This window comes from Paenibacillus sp. JT22N15 (genome assembly GCF_059383755.1).
On record NZ_JBXENV010000001.1, the window covers coordinates 134,060 to 149,389 of the forward strand.

Below are 15,330 nucleotides of genomic sequence, written 5' to 3' on the forward strand. Positions count from 1 at the left end.
ATTAGAAGCGGCCTTTAGTCGTTTCTAAAGCCTAAGTCTTTAAGCACTCTTTCCTGGTTGCGCCAGTCCTTCTTGACCTTGACCCACAGCTCAAGGAACGTACGGGAGCCCAGAAGCGCTTCAATATCACGGCGTGCCAGCTTGCCAACTTCCTTGAGCAAGGCACCCTTCTTGCCAATAATAATACCCTTCTGGGAGTCGCGCTCGACATAGATGACACAGCCAATGTAGACAACGCCATTTTCCTGCACCTTCATGTCCTCAATCGCAACCGCAATGGAATGCGGAATTTCCTCACGCGTCATATGCAAAATTTTCTCGCGCACCAGCTCCGTTACAACGAACTGCTCCGGATGATCCGTAATTTGATCGGCAGGGTAATATTGCGGTCCTTCAGGCAAATAACGGATTAGCTGATCCATAAGGGTTTCCACGTTATTTCCTTGAAGTGCAGAAATTGGAATAATTTCCGCAAAATCATATAAATCTTTATATTGCGTAATAATCGGCAGCAGCTGCTCTGGATCGATTTTGTCGATTTTGTTCAGCACGAGAAAAATCGGCGTCTTGACCTTTTTAAGCTGCTCGATAATAAAACGGTCGCCGCCGCCAATGCCATCGGCTACATCAACAAGAAACAGGGCAGCTTCGACTTCTTGAAGCGCGCTTTGCGCGGTTTTCATCATGTAGTCGCCAAGCTTGGACTGCGGCTTGTGAATGCCCGGCGTGTCCAAAAATACAATTTGTGTATTGTCTTTCGTATATACGCCATGAATTTTGTTGCGTGTCGTTTGGGGCTTGTCCGACATAATGGCAATTTTTTGCCCGATCAGGTGATTCATCAGCGTGGACTTGCCCACATTAGGTCGGCCGATGATGGCTACAAAGCCGGAACGAAATTTGCCGTTTGTACGGTTGTCAGTTGTAGGTGTACTCATTAGGCTTCAGCTTGCCCCTTTTTCAATACCATTGGTGTAAATGCTCCAGGCAGCAAGTCAGAGACGGTCGAAATCGACCAGTTGCCCCGCAGATTGCCCATAATAACTGGCGTATCCGGGTAAAGCAGCTCAACGAGCACCTGGCGGCAAATTCCGCATGGCGTAATAGGTTCTTCCGTATTTCCAATAACCGCAATCGCTTGAAATTGTCCTGGCTTTTTGCCATCGGCAATCGCCCGGAACATAGCAGTGCGCTCCGCGCAGTTGCCCGGACCATAAGCAGCATTTTCGACATTGCAGCCATAGTGGACATGCCCGTCGTTGTCTAGCAGGGCAGCGCCGACATTAAACTTGGAATAAGGCGTATAGGCCCGCATCATCGCCTCTCCTGCCTGATTAAGCAAAGCTGCATAATTTTCTTGCAAACCTTCGTAAGTAACTGTCATTTATTGTTGACTCCTTTAAAATTACTGGCGTCCCGCCGTTATGGCTTGCCATAATGGCGGGCCAAGAATAATAAAACCAATGAAGACGGCAAAGCATGCTGCCAGCAATACAGCACCAGCAGCAACATCTTTTGCCGTCTTAGCGAGCGCATGGCGCTCCGGACTTGCAAGATCTACAACTTTTTCCACCGCTGTATTGACCATTTCTGCTACGATAACGATCGCCATCGTGAGCAGCAGCAGTGCCCATTCCATACGTGTAAGCGATAGAAAAGCGCCAAGCAGAACGACCGCAGCAGCGACCAGCACATGAATGCGCATATGGCGTTCATTTTGCACGCCAAATACGATGCCCGCCCACGCAAATCCTAAACTGCGTATAAACTTTTTCATTAACGCGACAAGCCTGCCTTCGAAAGCACTGCTTCCTGCTTGCTCGTCATCACTGCCTCATCGCTTTCCGTCTCGTGATCATAACCGATTAAATGCAGAAAACCATGAACAAACAGGAAGCCGATCTCCCGCTCAAGCGAATGGCCGTACTCCTCGCTTTGCTCAACCGCTTTCTCTACGGATATAACAATATCGCCCAGCATGCCCGAAATAGGATCAACCTCATCTTCGCTTTCCACTTCAAAAATAATGTCCAGCTCATCCGTTCCATCATCCTGCATCGCAAATGATAAAACATCAGTAGGACGATCAATGTTGCGGTAGTCGCGATTCAACTGATGAATTTGCTCATTATCGGTAAAAGTCAGCGTTACTTCGCCCGTTGTCATGCCTTCCGCTTCGCCAGCCAATTGAAGCAATTGCTCCAACCGGGTGATCCAAGCTTCGGGAATGTCTACCTTATCCTGCTCATTGCTATAATCCAGCTGCAAACTCATGCTAAACGCTCCTTTGACTTAACATCCTCAGGGTACTCAATTCGGGAGTGAAAAATCCCGATTACGCTTTCCTTGAGCGACTGTGCGATCTTATCCAGCTCCTTGAGCGTCAAATCGCATTCGTTGTATTGATTGTCATCCAGCCTGCTTTTGATGATTTTGTTGATCATCGCTTCTACCTGCTCAACCGTAGGGCTGCGCAGGCTGCGGACAGCTGCTTCCACGCAATCGGCAATGCCGACCACAGCGGCTTCCTTCGACTGGGCTTTCGGGCCAGGATAGCGGAAATCATCCTCCGTAAAGGAAGGCTCCTCCCCCTGCTCCTCAGCCTGCTTAAGCGCCTTGTAATAAAAGAATTTCAGCGACGTCGTGCCATGATGCTGCTCGGCAATATCACGAATAGGCTTCGGTATATTATGCGCCTTAAGCATATCCACGCCGTCCCGCGCATGGGCGCAAATAATCGACCGGCTAAGCTTTGGATCAATCGAGTCATGCGGATTTTCCATATTCGTCTGATTTTCAATAAAATAATTCGGCCGCTTCGTCTTCCCAATGTCATGGTAGAACGAGCCTACACGGCAAAGCAGCCCGTCCGCCCCGATGGACTCAGCCGCAGCTTCCGACAAATTGCCGACCATGACGCTGTGATGGTACGTTCCCGGCGTCTCGGTAAGCAGCTTGCGCAGCAGCGGATGGTTCGGGTTAGACAGCTCGACAAGCTTGAGCGCCGACAAAATGCCAAAGGTCACTTCAAAAAACGGCATAAGGCCAATCACCAGCACAGCTGTCAGCAGGCCGCTTGCAAAAGCAAAGCAAAGCGAATACACAAGCGGCCCTTGATCCAGACGCTCCGTCAGCAGCATGAGCGCAAGAACGGAAAACGTGCCGAACAGGCTGACCATAATGCCTGCCTTTAAAATCGTCGATCGCTGGCTTGCTCGATGTATCGAGAAAATAGCCGCGACGGAAACGACGATAATAACAAAGCCGTATTGGAAATCAAAAATTTGATTTTGCCCCGTGCCCGAATTCAGCACGATGCTGCCGATAATCGCAAACAAAATCGAGCTGATTAATGCCAAATGCATATCCAGCAGCAGCGTAATCAGCATCGTCCCGAGCGCCGCTGGAGCAAGGAAGCCGACATACGGGATTTCATCTGTCTGGATTAATGAAATAATGATCATCACCACGATGTTGATCAAATAGATGAGCCACAGCATTAAAATTTGCGCATTATTATATTTCGGCTTCAGGCCGGAAATGCCGCCTGACTGATGCAAATAGCTGTACATCGCCGTGATGAACAAAACGGACAAAATCAACAGGCCAAGCTGCGGCCAATAATTGCGTTTATCCTGCAGCAGTGCCGAATCCTTCAGCAGCTCATACATTTCTGGCGTGATGACTTGCCCGCGCTTGACGAGAACGTCGCCTTCCTTGATAACGACCTGAGGCGTGTTTTTCTTCGCCTGGATTTTCGCTTCATCCGTCGCTTCCTTATCAAGAAAGCGGTTCGGCATAATGGAGAAACGCGCCAGCTCCTGCACAATTTCACGGCTAGTCCGGTCGGAGAGGGAGCTTGCGTTCACCAGCTCCGCCACACGGGTACGCGCAGCATCCGCACTGCGGAGCTGCTCGCTCATTAGCTTGCGTACAATCTCCTGCGCAACCTGGCGCATTTCCGTAATTGACTCTACCGACATGCGCGGCATTTTATAAAATGTTTCCTCAGAAATCGCGTATTCCTGCTCTTTAATAACGACCGCCATCTCATCGAGCAGCGTATCGCTATAAGTGCCATTTCCTTTATTTACCTTGACGTAATTATCAACAAAATCGGGATACCTGCCGGGAATTTCATTGCGGTAAATATCGATTTTATTTTGCGTCGTAACCTGATCATCCTGATTCAACTGCTCCATGCGCGAAAAAATCTCGCCCAGCAGCAGCTCGCTGCGCAGCGCGACGTTCGAATAGATCGCATCTACGCGGTTCGCCGCTTCCTCCTGCGCCTGCAGCGTCGCCTTGCTGTCCGGTATTTGATGGGGAGCGACGATATCCTTCTCGCTGGCTACGCCCTCTTGAATATCATACGTTTCCGGAACGAGATGCGGAGAGAGACTGAAATAAAACAGCAACACAAATAATAACATGAGCACGAAGCGGACAGCTACGCTCTGTTTCCACCCCGCAGCCTTGGAGCTCTGCAGGTTCCCCTGTTTACCGGAATGATTCTGGTTCTGGTTCTGGTTCATGGAGCGGACATTCCTCTCTATGCTTTGTTCTCAGCGTCCTGATTGTAGGCGACAATGATTTTCTGCACTAAGGAGTGACGGACAACATCCTGCTCGGAAAAAAAGATAAAGCCAAGTTCGTCTATGTTTTGCAAAATCCGCTGTGCCTCTATTAAACCCGAGTTTTTCCCTCTTGGCAAATCAATCTGTGTCACATCGCCGGTAATAACCATCTTTGAGCCGAAGCCTAGACGTGTCAAAAACATTTTCATTTGCTCCGGCGTCGTATTCTGGGCTTCATCCAAAATAATAAAGGAATCATCAAGGGTCCGTCCCCGCATATACGCAAGCGGAGCAACCTCAATGGTGCCGCGTTCAAAAGCCTTTACCGTCTGCTCAGGTCCCAGCACATCATGCAGGGCATCATAAAGCGGACGCAAATAAGGATCGACCTTCTCCTGCAAATCGCCGGGCAGAAAACCGAGATTTTCGCCTGCCTCGACAGCTGGCCTTGTCAGTATGATTCGCTTCACCAATCCCTGCTTCAAGGCGGCTACGGCGAGCACGACAGCCAGGTAGGTTTTTCCTGTGCCGGCTGGTCCAATTCCGAATACGACGTCATGCTTGTGAATCGTCTTTACATAATGGCGCTGGCCAATCGTTTTAACCCGAATGGGCTTGCCGCGAAACGTAGTTGTAATTTCAGCCTTGAATAAATCAAGAAGCTCTTCTGCCTGCATCGTACGGGCCAAATCAAGCGCATACATCATGTCCCGCTCTGAAGGCATGTAGCCGCCCCTTACAAGCTGCAGCATGACGCTGAACAGCTGCTCAAGCGAGCGTACCTCCTGCACAGCACCGGAAATGACGATTTCTGCCTCACGAGATGTGATCGAGGACTCGCACTGCGCCTCTACCAGCCTCAGGAACTTGTCCTGCGGGCCAAATACCGCTAATCCTTCTCCCGCGTTTTCCAGCGGAATTCTGACGACTATTGTTTCATTTAGCAAACAACCTCAATCTCCTTGCATCTGGACTAGTGGCATCTCTTTCACAATCGATTGCTCTACTTCAAAAAGAACTTTCATATAAACTTTACCATTCTCCGTCTTTTCATGCAAAACAATTTCATCCCGGATGACCGCATCGCTGCCTGCTTTTGTCATTACATTCGCTTTCGCCTGCAAAATTCCACCTGCGCGCGCTTCATCCGCTGATAGTTTAAGCTCTTCCGTATGCACTTCCATTACCGTCTGCTTCATCCGTCCGAAGGGCAGGCTTATGCTTTTAAAGTTCGCCTTGTCCTCCTCCACGATCGTCTCCGACTGCTCGTACGGATTTTTGCCGTAGCCGCTCACCTGCAGCGCCCTGCCGCCAATGACCACATACCACTTCTCCTTCTTTTCCCCCGTATACGCTTTAACCTGCTGCGACATCGGTGAAGCAATATTAAATTCATACCAGACCAGCCCGCGAACTGAGCCCTTTGCCACAACCGACTGCATATATGCGCCGCCGCCCAGCGTACCTGAAATCAACGTTTGTCCTTTTCTGACCTTCGTGTTTTTCTTTACGACAGCACGACCGCGTTCCGTATAAATTTCCGTAATGACCGCATCAGCAGAAGCAATGAGATGGCGAGGATTTTCCAATTCGCGATGATCAGGCTCGGTCGTTTCCGCGACTTGAATGATGATTCTTGTTCCTCTTTTCTCCACGCCGATCCATGTTGCTTTCGGCAGCTTGTTGACGAGCCTTTTTGAAATAATATCCGTATCCGCCAGGCGGAATGACCATTGGAGCGGGAAAATCCCCTCCTGCCGCGCCGCCTCAACAATTTCCTCCTCCGTCAATTTCACGTTGCCCTTAACCTCAACCGACCATATAAGCGAGGAGAGCAAATAGATGCCAATAAAAAATAACGCAATGCCTGCGATGAAAAATTTTCGTTTTTCAAGCCTTGCTAACCAAAACGGCATCCCTTGCCGCTTTACGACATGCGCCCTACAGCCTGTCTCCTTTAAAAAAGGCTTCAAGCGAAAATAACCACTCAAAGGCACATCAAACTGCAGCTTGCCATCGCCCGTCCAACCGATGGACGCAAGCTGCAGCCCCCCTTCCAATGCCCGATTTACAAGCTGCTCAGGTTGTCCGCCCCTGATAGTTACTGTTACGACGCCGAGTACCCAGTCCGACCATTTCAGCTTCAAGCCGCTCCCCTCCTACTCCCGCAAGGCTATGCCCGTAATTTGACCTTCGATAAAAACCTCTTCTGTCCAAATCGTCCGAATCACTAGCGAGCTCCCCGTCACTTCAAGCTCGCCCTTGCTGAGCGCGAGCCTAAGCTGCTCGCTGGAAAAATGAATGACACCGCGATGGTTCTCAATATATAACTGGCGATCGCCGATCATCGTCAGCCGGGGAAGATCATAGACGACATCCTGGGGCAAATCCAGAATATCCGCTGTCATTTTGCGAAGTTTGCGTTTTAAACGGTTCATAGGTAAAGGATCGTCCCCCTTATCACGCTCGCCAGACGTTAAATATGACACAAGGCCCATTATCGTACTATATCAAGCTATGCGCGGGGTGATGACTTTATGAAAAATAGCGCAGCCCTCAGTCATCCTTAATGGATTTCTGAAAGCCGCGCTATTCAAAAATAAAGCTTATATTATCTGACTTTGCCATAAGGACGCTTCGATTTCGGCGGGCCCAATATTTCGGACCAGATGACCGCTTTGCGAAGCTCCTCCGCGCTCAAAGGCGCTAACCGAGTGTCAGCAGCAGCCTCAGCCTCGCTGCTAGCCCGATTGCTGCGCCCTGCAGCGGCTTCGCGCTGCTGCGAGGCCGTTATAGGCACTTGCTGCTTCTGCTTGCTCTCAAGCGCTCTGGCGAGCTCTGACAGGTGGCGCTGCTTCTCACGCTCAGCCTCCTCCTCCGCTTGGCGGTAGGAAATCGACCGTTCCTCATAATCATCGTTATCCTCCCATTCCGGATAAGCCTCTCCCTGATCATATCGACCGGACTGATGCTGCTGCACCTCTGTCCCCTGCTGCGGATAAGCAGCATCGGCCGTGCTTTGACCATTAAAGTCCGGCATCCGCGGATTGGTCCGCTTTTTCGCACTGACCCGATTGAAAATCGACAGGAGAAAGCCGCCGACAATAACGACGAAATAAATATTTTTCGTAATAAACTCTATTACATGTTCCACTGGTTCAGATTCACCTCCAGGGTAAGCAGCTACGCCCGTGCTTTATTTGCCATCTTTAATTGTCATTTTTTTCGGTTGGGGCGTCGCTCTTGCCGATGGAATTACGCATTTGTGTATCCGACTCCAGGTTTTTCAGGTTCAAATAGTCCATGACGCCGATTTTGCCGTTTTTGAGTGCTTCCGCCATTGCAACTGGCACTTGCGATTCGGATTCCACAACCTTCGCCCGCATTTCAATAACGCGCGCCTTCATCTCCTGCTCCTGCGCTACCGCCATTGCCCGGCGTTCCTCCGCTTTCGCTTGAGCAATCCGTTTGTCAGCCTCCGCTTGCTCCGTTTGGAGATGGGCGCCGATGTTTTTGCCTACATCAACGTCAGCAATATCAATTGACAAGATTTCGAATGCTGTACCAGCATCAAGCCCTTTGCCAAGCACCGTACGGGAAATCATATCCGGATTTTCAAGCACGTCTTTATGAGAATTTGCTGAACCAACCGTCGTAACGATACCTTCGCCGACACGGGCAATAATCGTCTCTTCACCCGCACCACCGACTAGACGCTCGATGTTGGCACGTACGGTAACACGCGCTTTAACTTTAACCTCAATACCGTCTTTCGCTACTGCTGCAACAGTTGGTGTTTCAATGACACGTGGATTAACGCTCATTTGCACCGCTTGAAGCACATCACGGCCAGCAAGGTCAATGGCAGCCGCACGCTCGAATACGAGCGGGATATTGGCGCGCTGCGCCGCAATCAACGCATTGACGACGCGGTCAACGTTACCTCCTGCGAGAAAATGGCTTTCCAGCTGATTAATATTCAGCCCCAAGCCAGCTTTCGTTGCTTTGATGAGCGGATTAACAATCCGGCTCGGAACAACCCGGCGCAAGCGCATCGCAACGAGCGTAATAATACCGATACGCACACCCGACGCCAATGCTGAAATCCAGAGCATAATTGGAAAAAAACTCAGGAAGACGGACAGCGCAATAATAACAATAACCGCTATAATCAATATAGATACAACCGGATCCAGACCCATTTATTAAATACCTCCATTGCTTTAGTAAAGCGCTGAATTGCGCTTATGTTAGGCTATTTACTGTCTCTTTTACAACGACCCATGTTCCTTCTGCCTTAATAACAACAACGCTAGCTCCAGTCGAAATAAACTCGCCTGATGTGACGACATCAATCCGCTGATCGCCGATTTGCACGGTTCCAGCTGGCCTCAGCGGAGTAAGCGTAACCCCAACAAGTCCGAGCAGGCTGTCCTTTTCATCGGCGGATACATATCCTTCTTCCTTCGTCAGCTTATCGCGAAGAATGAATTTGTTCCAAATTCCTCTATGTCTATATTTTCTGAAAATATAATACATCACAAGAACAGCCACTACGAGTGCCGTGACCAGCGAAATAAATGCTGTCATCGGATCGGATGCCGCGGTAACTACACCAGCAACAAGCGCTGCGCCGCCTAGCAGTCCCAAAATACCGAAGCTTGGAACAAATACCTCGATAATAAGCAAAGCCAAACCTATAACGAAAAGAACAATCGATTCCATGCCTGCAAACCCGGCAACATAATGACCGAAGAAATACAAGCTGAAGGAGATAATGCCTAATATGCCCGGTACACCGAAGCCCGGCATCAGCAGCTCAATTACAACGCCCGCAATGCCAATTATGAGCAGCACCGTCATCACATACGGATTAACGAGCCAGCGTGACACTTTCTCAGCAAGCGAGGGCTCAAACGAAATGAGCTGCTTCTGATCAAGCTTCAGCCATGTAATAGCTTCTCCTACAGAAGCTGCGATATGCTCAGCGTAACCGCTAGCCAGCGCCTCATCGGCGGATAGGGACAATATTTCCCCAGCCGGTTTCTCTATGCCTGCTTTCGGCAAGCTAAGCGCCACCGTCGTGTCAACCATCGCAGCTGCAATGTTCGCATCCCGGCCACCCAGCTTTGCAGCCTCCATCATCGTCTTCGTCCAATAGGAGACGATCTTCGGGTTGTCAATCAATTGCCCTCCGCCATCAACGACAGCAGCAGCGCCAATTGTGCTTCCCGGCTCCATGACAATATTTTGCGCATTAAGCGCAATGTAAGTACCTGCCGACACCGCTTTTCCCTCAATATACGCGGTTGTTGGAATGGCGCTTTTCCGGATGACCTCCCCGATCTCCTCTGCGCTCGTCACTTCTCCGCCGAACGTGTTAATAACGAGAACGACACGTTCCGCCTTTGCCTCAGCCGCGTCTTTGTAAGCGCGCTCCAAAAATGACTTAAGTCCACTCTCAATCGTCTGTTTGACTGGAACAATGTAGACTGCTCCTCCAGCTTCATCCGCCGCAAGCTGCTGTGCCTTTACAGGCTGCATACCGACAAACAGGCCGCTGCCCAAGGCGACAACCAATGCTGAGAAAACAGCTAATTTCGCCCAGAAAGCGGTTTGGTGCCATTTTTTTATATTCAACCTTCCACCCCTCCTTTATATCCATTATATTCGTTATTACGATGGATTACCCTGAAACGTTGCAAAATAAGCTTAAATAGCTTACATCAACTTATGGGGACGCACAAATTTTGAGCTATATCAAACAGCTTTCAACGAGTATTTGTTTAGAAAATAGCTGTATTAAAAAGCAAAAAACACCCCTTGGAAGGGATGTTTTCGTCCGAACATATCGTTATTGCAGAAATTGTTGTACGAGCTGATTTACTAGTTTACCGTCAGCGCGCCCTTTCGTTTTTGGCAACAAGGCGCCCATGACTTTCCCCATCTCGGCTTTGGAAGAAGCACCGAGTTCATGGATGGTCTGCGTTACTATCGCTTTTATCTCTTCTTCGGTCAGCTGCGTGGGAAGGTATTGACTAATAATTTCAATTTCTGCGTTAAGACCTGTTACCAGGTCCTCACGGCCGGCTTTGCTAAATTCTTGGAGGGAATCTTTACGTTGTTTGATCTCACGACTTAGGATATCAAGCATTTCACTGTCGTCCAGAGGACGCTTCAAATCAATTTCCAAGTTTTTAGCTGACGCACGCATCATACGAATGGTTGTAAGCCGGAACTTGTCCTGATTCCTCATGGCCTGCTTCATATCGTCGTTCAATCTTTCGCTCAGGTTCATTATACTAGGAGCCTCCTAAAACTTTCTCTTACGAGCAGCCTCGGACTTCTTCTTACGCTTTACACTCGGCTTTTCATAATGTTTGCGTTTCTTAACCTCAGCCAACACGCCATCTTTAGCGATAGAACGTTTAAAGCGGCGAAGTGCAGAGTCAATGGTTTCGTTTTTCTTAACCTTAGTTTCAGACACAAGTTTTCCCTCCCTCCGAAACAGACCGTCCAGAGCATTAAACACGGTTTATCAAACTCCATTATAAGTCAAAACAAAATACAGTGTCAACTCACTAATTTCACTCGTAAACAATGCCAAATCCATTTTTTAAAATATCGTAGAACATCATGTAAGTATCCCCATTCGTCAGCTCTTTTACATTGAGCATCTGACCAATGATTTCCTCGCTAATCCAGCCGCGGGAAACGAGATCCTTAAGCGCTGTTTCTCTCGTCGTATCGAGTCCAGCCGTCAGTGCCAGCATATAGGCCGCCTGCTCCAATGTCAATGGCCCCGTCAATAAATCCTTCATATCCTTGACTGCACTGTCTGGAAAACCCGGGAACTGGTCGGGATGCGCTTTTTTGAGCGTTCTAATTTTGTTCAAATATCGCCCTATGCTCATCGTGCCATCGAGATCCCATGCCTCATTGGAATAGCTCCCCGACGTCATGTACATGCTCGCTGCAGTCACAAGGCCCTTGAAGTCCTTGTGTTTTATGTAAGCCGGCTGTTCAAACTTTTCATACGTCAAGTCCATGCCCTGCTTGACGAGCTTTTTGCGCAGCTTGCTGATAAGCTTCGTCGATTGGGACAGCTCCCGGACGGTGATGTCATTGCTAATCGCAAGGCTCGCCGCTGCTCCTGCCGCTTCTGCCGTCGCCATGCCGAGCGGAATGACCCTTGCGCTGCCGTGAGGGATCGTATCAAAGCTGGCTGTGCGTCCAACAACGAGCAGACCGTCAACTTTAAGCGGCACCAAGCTGCGGAATGGAACGCCATATTGCATCGGACTTAGCATAATTGTACCCACATCGCTGTAGTTGATGCTTTGAATATCGACATCGTAGGAGCCATAAGCGATGGCATCCCACTTATCCCGGTTTTCCAATACATCGGCAAGCGTCAGCCTGTATTCGCCGTAAATATGCCGGGATTCCCGTATATAAAGCTCAGAAGCCGTACCTGCATAGTTCATATTAGCAAACTCTGGGTACGTCTTCTTTAAGTAATCGACGATGAGCGGCGCTTCTTTTTTGCCAACTTCCATTCCTCGAGCCACCGATTCTGGATCAAGCGGATCGACTCCGTAAATTTGCATCGTATTAAACAACATCGTCTCATTGTTTTCTCTGCCAATATTAAGGCTGCGAATTTTCACCTTGTTCGGATCGCTCGGCGGATATTTTCTAGCATCGCCAAATCCCCAAATGCTTGTGCTGTCTAGACCCAAGCCCTCGAGACCTTTGAAATTCCGCCAAGCCTCGTTCGTCACATTGTCCATTCTAAACACGAGCGTAGCCGCCATCTTCGCTTTGCCTTCTCCAATATCCTGGCGCCCAATGGAGAAAGGCACTCCCGAAGCGGCAGCGATATCCGCATCCTGCGAAGCATCAATGACTACTTTTGCCTCTACCTTCTCGGTCGCCCCGTCCGGTTTAGTAATGGTCAGCCCCATTAGCTGCATATTCTCGCCGGACTGCTGCAAAATCGGCTCCATCTTTTTCACATGCATGAGCAAATCAATATTTTGTTCTTGTTTAACCATCTTGTAAAAGACGTTGGCCGCCGTATGAGTATCAACCGAGCTGCCTTCTACCTGATCAAACCATTCCTGAAATAAGCCTTCGTTCAAAAACTTTGACTTGTGCAAATATCGATAATACCACGGCTGATTCGGGGAATAATTCAAATCAAGCGTATTCAGCCCGCCCAGCGTCATTAAACCGCCCAAAATGTCGCGGTCTCTTCCTTCAAGCAGCAGTACTTTCAGCCCATTCCTCGCTCCAGACACAGCAGCCATTATGCCTTCCGGATCTGTTCCGACAACAATTAAATCATAGCTCGACTGTACGGTTTCAACCGATTCAACCTTCGTAAATGGCGCCTGAACGCGGTCAATGGACAAACGATCGATAGAAGCTACTTTGAATTTATATAAATAATAGCAACCGATCAGCATCAAAAAAGCGAGAGCAACGATCGTCAACATCTTATATTTCGTCTTCAACAACTAAAATAACCTCCGAATTATGAATGCCGCCAAGCAGCAAAGCTTTCATTGCTAGATTAATAGATTTCATTGGTCGAAAAAAGAGCAGGCCCCCACTTCTCTTTAGAAGCCTGCGTATGATGTGATTGCTGCAGATGCTGCGCTTGACTGCATCAATTCAAGCTGGCTTCTGGATGAAGCAGCGTGTGCATATCCGTCGAAGAAATAACGGTCAGCCTCGGAACCAGCATCGGATCGGTTCCCGGTTCAGCGAAACCGCTGCGTACGGAGAACGCCATTCGATAGCCATTTTCACGCAAATGATAAATAATCTGTGTGTTCGCCTCGCCATACGGATAAGCAAAATAAGGCGAATCGATTCCCAGCTCTTTTATTTTGTGAATATCGCTTGTAATCAAGGTGGCGTCAGCAAGCGATGAATAAGCAATACCGCAAAGCGCCGTCTCTTTTTTGTGCAAATCATAGGTGTGGCTGTGATATTCAAATACGTCGCTAGACGCTTTCATTTCCTCAGTGGAAAGAAAGCTTGTTTTTTTCGAATCGAATGCTGCCGTCTTCTGTTGTATATGAGTTCCAACAACAAACATCGTCGCGTGAAAGCCGTATTTTTTCAAAATCGGATAAGCATACACAATGTTGTTTTGATATCCGTCATCAAAGGTAATGACGACCGATTTGTCAGGCAGGACGCCTTCGCCATTAATATATTTCTCCAACTGCTCCATCGTCGCTGTCTTATAACCGTTCGTGTGCAAATATTCCATTCCCTGCTCAAATGATTCCAAATCAATGATGGAATGATTGTCTGGCTCGCTATTGTCAGCCTTCGGTGCAATGTAGTGATACATCAGCACAGGTACCCGCTCAGCATTGCCTGCCAGCGCCAGAGGCTTAGAATCGGCTAACGGCTTAAGTGCCTGCTTATGTGTCATAATAAAAGCTTGATTTTTGGCCATTTCCCATGAAGTACAGATTTTTTTCGTAACAACGGTCCCCGGATGGGCTACTGCCGTAGCATAAGCAGCGATAAGCAGGACGAAGGAAAACAAACCGACAGCGATATACTTTCTGTAACGAGCCATGCAAACTCCTTTCAAAAACGTTTAATGCACGTTAGGCTTGCGCTATTTCGCATTCAAGGCGCCAAGTTTCTCTCCGCCGAGCAAATGGAAATGCAAATGGTATACCAACTGGCCGCTATCGCTATTCACATTGTTAATTAAACGGTAGCCAGATTCAGCGATGCCCTGCTCAATTGCAATTTGACGTGCGGCTGTGAACAGCTCTGCCATGATAATATCGTCATCTGCCGTCACATCATTCATTGTGGCAATATGTTTTTTAGGAATGATTAAAATATGTACAGGCGCTTCCGGTTTAATATCTTGAAAAGCAACTACTGTATCCGACTCATACACTTTAGTTGATGGCAATGTACCTTCGACAATTTTACAAAAAATGCAATCCATTCAAAACTCCCCCTAAATTATGTTATACAGCCTTCTTCCATCATAACGGAATGAGCAAAGCTCGTCCAATCCCATCCGGCTTCTTGCAGGGTAAAACATAGATGAGCATAGGTTTTTGGCGGCTCACAGCTATTGCAGCTTAACATCTGTGTGGCCGTCTATCGCCTGCTCCAGCTTATCCGCAATTTCCAGCCAATTGTTGTAGCCATTGCCGATTTGAATCGACAAGCTTCTGCTTTCTAATGCATCTGCATTAAAAGCCGTTACAGCTTCCAACTGCAAATGGAATGCTTCCTGAAGCTTCGCAAGGTAATCCTGCTCAGCTGCCGTTAGGGCCCCCTCATGGCCGCCAATCTTGGCCAGCGACTGCTGCACCGCGTTAAAATAAGCTTCCAGCTTGTCCACAGCAAACTCCGTGCCGTTATACTGATGCGCTTCCTTCAGAAAACCCAGCACATGATCCACATTTCGGAAAGCCGCACCAGCACTGAATTTTGCCTCATTCCGCTCCAAAAGCTCTGCTGATGTCCCAAGCTTCTCAAGCTCAGGCAATATCGCATTATAAAATGCTACGGCGCCGATGGCATCTGAAGCGACACGCTGCCCAGTCTCATATTTTTTCTCTTGAATGTTGGACAAATATTGCGAATATAAAAACATATTCCCATTAAGGCTGCATACCAGCAGCACGATTGTGATTGCCAATGCAATCGGCTTTTTCTTCGGCGTTTGTTGCTCTACTGACACGCTTTCTTCCCCCTA

At 48.6% G+C, this 15,330-nt stretch carries 17 protein-coding genes; all 17 read right to left on the reverse strand.

The window, feature by feature from the left end; translation table 11 throughout:
* Nucleotides 1–14: 14 nt before the first annotated feature.
* Nucleotides 15–938, reverse strand: a complete 924-nt coding sequence (gene era / locus AC50X8_RS00540; RefSeq protein WP_056029311.1) for a GTPase Era — start codon at nt 936–938, stop codon at nt 15–17.
* The gene (gene cdd, locus AC50X8_RS00545) at nt 938–1,384 is read right to left on the reverse strand and encodes a cytidine deaminase (RefSeq protein WP_056029315.1); all 447 of its coding nucleotides are present in this window, start codon (nt 1,382–1,384) and stop codon (nt 938–940) included. The genes era and cdd overlap by 1 nt, the downstream gene beginning before the upstream one ends.
* 21 nt (nt 1,385–1,405) lie before the next feature.
* Complete coding sequence (locus AC50X8_RS00550) at nt 1,406–1,777, reverse strand: diacylglycerol kinase (protein WP_056029318.1); 372 nt, start codon at nt 1,775–1,777, stop codon at nt 1,406–1,408.
* Nucleotides 1,777–2,274, reverse strand: a complete 498-nt coding sequence (ybeY, locus tag AC50X8_RS00555) for an rRNA maturation RNase YbeY (protein WP_056029321.1) — start codon at nt 2,272–2,274, stop codon at nt 1,777–1,779. Before ybeY ends, AC50X8_RS00550 begins: the two co-directional genes overlap by 1 nt.
* A complete protein-coding gene (locus tag AC50X8_RS00560) occupies nt 2,271–4,535 on the reverse strand; it encodes an HD family phosphohydrolase (protein ID WP_494858382.1) in 2,265 nt (754 codons plus the stop codon). The genes ybeY and AC50X8_RS00560 overlap by 4 nt, the downstream gene beginning before the upstream one ends.
* Nucleotides 4,536–4,552: 17 nt before the next feature.
* Nucleotides 4,553–5,524: a PhoH family protein gene (locus tag AC50X8_RS00565; RefSeq protein ID WP_056029326.1), complete on the reverse strand. Its 972-nt coding sequence runs from the start codon at nt 5,522–5,524 to the stop codon at nt 4,553–4,555.
* A 6-nt stretch (nt 5,525–5,530) separates the two neighbouring features.
* Nucleotides 5,531–6,724 (reverse strand): sporulation protein YqfD, encoded by a 1,194-nt coding sequence (gene yqfD / locus AC50X8_RS00570; protein WP_056029330.1) that lies wholly within the window; start codon nt 6,722–6,724, stop codon nt 5,531–5,533.
* Nucleotides 6,725–6,736: 12 nt separating this feature from the next.
* Nucleotides 6,737–7,015, reverse strand: coding sequence for a sporulation protein YqfC (gene yqfC, locus AC50X8_RS00575; protein WP_046229917.1), 279 nt, complete (start codon nt 7,013–7,015; stop codon nt 6,737–6,739).
* A 173-nt stretch (nt 7,016–7,188) separates the two neighbouring features.
* Complete coding sequence (locus AC50X8_RS00580; protein WP_494878084.1) at nt 7,189–7,731, reverse strand: YqfB family membrane protein; 543 nt, start codon at nt 7,729–7,731, stop codon at nt 7,189–7,191.
* Between the two features lie 55 nt (nt 7,732–7,786).
* Nucleotides 7,787–8,779, reverse strand: coding sequence for a flotillin-like protein FloA (gene floA, locus AC50X8_RS00585; protein ID WP_056029336.1), 993 nt, complete (start codon nt 8,777–8,779; stop codon nt 7,787–7,789).
* 43 nt (nt 8,780–8,822) lie between these two features.
* Entirely contained in the window at nt 8,823–10,217 is a 1,395-nt protein-coding gene (locus tag AC50X8_RS00590; RefSeq protein WP_494878086.1) for an NfeD family protein, read from the reverse strand.
* A 214-nt stretch (nt 10,218–10,431) separates the two neighbouring features.
* Nucleotides 10,432–10,875 carry a GatB/YqeY domain-containing protein gene (locus AC50X8_RS00595; protein ID WP_046229920.1) on the reverse strand — a complete coding sequence of 148 codons (444 nt, stop codon included), beginning with the start codon at nt 10,873–10,875 and terminating at the stop codon, nt 10,432–10,434.
* A gap of 15 nt (nt 10,876–10,890) precedes the next feature.
* A complete protein-coding gene (rpsU, locus tag AC50X8_RS00600; protein ID WP_046230300.1) occupies nt 10,891–11,064 on the reverse strand; it encodes a 30S ribosomal protein S21 in 174 nt (57 codons plus the stop codon).
* 100 nt (nt 11,065–11,164) lie between these two features.
* Nucleotides 11,165–13,099, reverse strand: coding sequence for an FAD-dependent oxidoreductase (locus AC50X8_RS00605; protein ID WP_155972742.1), 1,935 nt, complete (start codon nt 13,097–13,099; stop codon nt 11,165–11,167).
* A 152-nt stretch (nt 13,100–13,251) separates the two neighbouring features.
* Nucleotides 13,252–14,181, reverse strand: coding sequence for a polysaccharide deacetylase family protein (locus AC50X8_RS00610; RefSeq protein ID WP_056029342.1), 930 nt, complete (start codon nt 14,179–14,181; stop codon nt 13,252–13,254).
* Nucleotides 14,182–14,223: 42 nt separating this feature from the next.
* Complete coding sequence (locus tag AC50X8_RS00615) at nt 14,224–14,568, reverse strand: histidine triad nucleotide-binding protein (protein ID WP_056029344.1); 345 nt, start codon at nt 14,566–14,568, stop codon at nt 14,224–14,226.
* Between the two features lie 129 nt (nt 14,569–14,697).
* Nucleotides 14,698–15,315, reverse strand: coding sequence for a hypothetical protein (locus AC50X8_RS00620; protein ID WP_056029346.1), 618 nt, complete (start codon nt 15,313–15,315; stop codon nt 14,698–14,700).
* Nucleotides 15,316–15,330 lie beyond the last annotated feature (15 nt).